The organism is Halomonas sp. AOP30-A1-24 (genome assembly GCF_052378165.1).
GTDB lineage: Bacteria > Pseudomonadota > Gammaproteobacteria > Pseudomonadales > Halomonadaceae > Vreelandella > Vreelandella citrativorans.
The window spans coordinates 1-316 of the sequence record NZ_JBQSXL010000110.1; the positions used below are offsets into that span (position 1 = coordinate 1).

Annotated in this window: 1 protein-coding gene and 1 other annotated feature; the gene reads right to left on the minus strand. The window is 56.6% G+C overall.

What is annotated here, in order from left to right; translation table 11 throughout:
• Positions 1 to 316: IS3 family transposase (locus tag ACT3TJ_RS18090; protein ID WP_444666145.1), on the minus strand; the 316-nt coding region annotated here is incomplete at both ends.
• Positions 189 to 305, minus strand: a sequence feature (AL1L pseudoknot). Its footprint overlaps the gene before it by 117 nt.

Consider the following 316-nt stretch of genomic DNA (forward strand, 5'->3'; position numbering starts at 1 on the left):
TCTACGGTGCAACGAGCAACATTAACGCCCTCACGGCGGAGTTGCCGCCAGACCTTACGAGCACCGTAGACGCAGAAGTTTTCTTCCCACACTCGCTGAATCTCAGCGGTAAGAAACGCATCCTGCCGATATCGATCTGTCCGCCGCTCAGGATCGGTCTCAAGTGCCTTGTGGTGGTAATACGTCGACGGGGCGATTGGCAGCTGGCTACAAATCGACTCGACCCCGAACTGAGCACGATGCTCGTCGATAAATGACACCATCAATTGGGTTTGCGGTCGAGCTCCGCCTGGGCGAAAAAAGCAGCCGCCTTGCG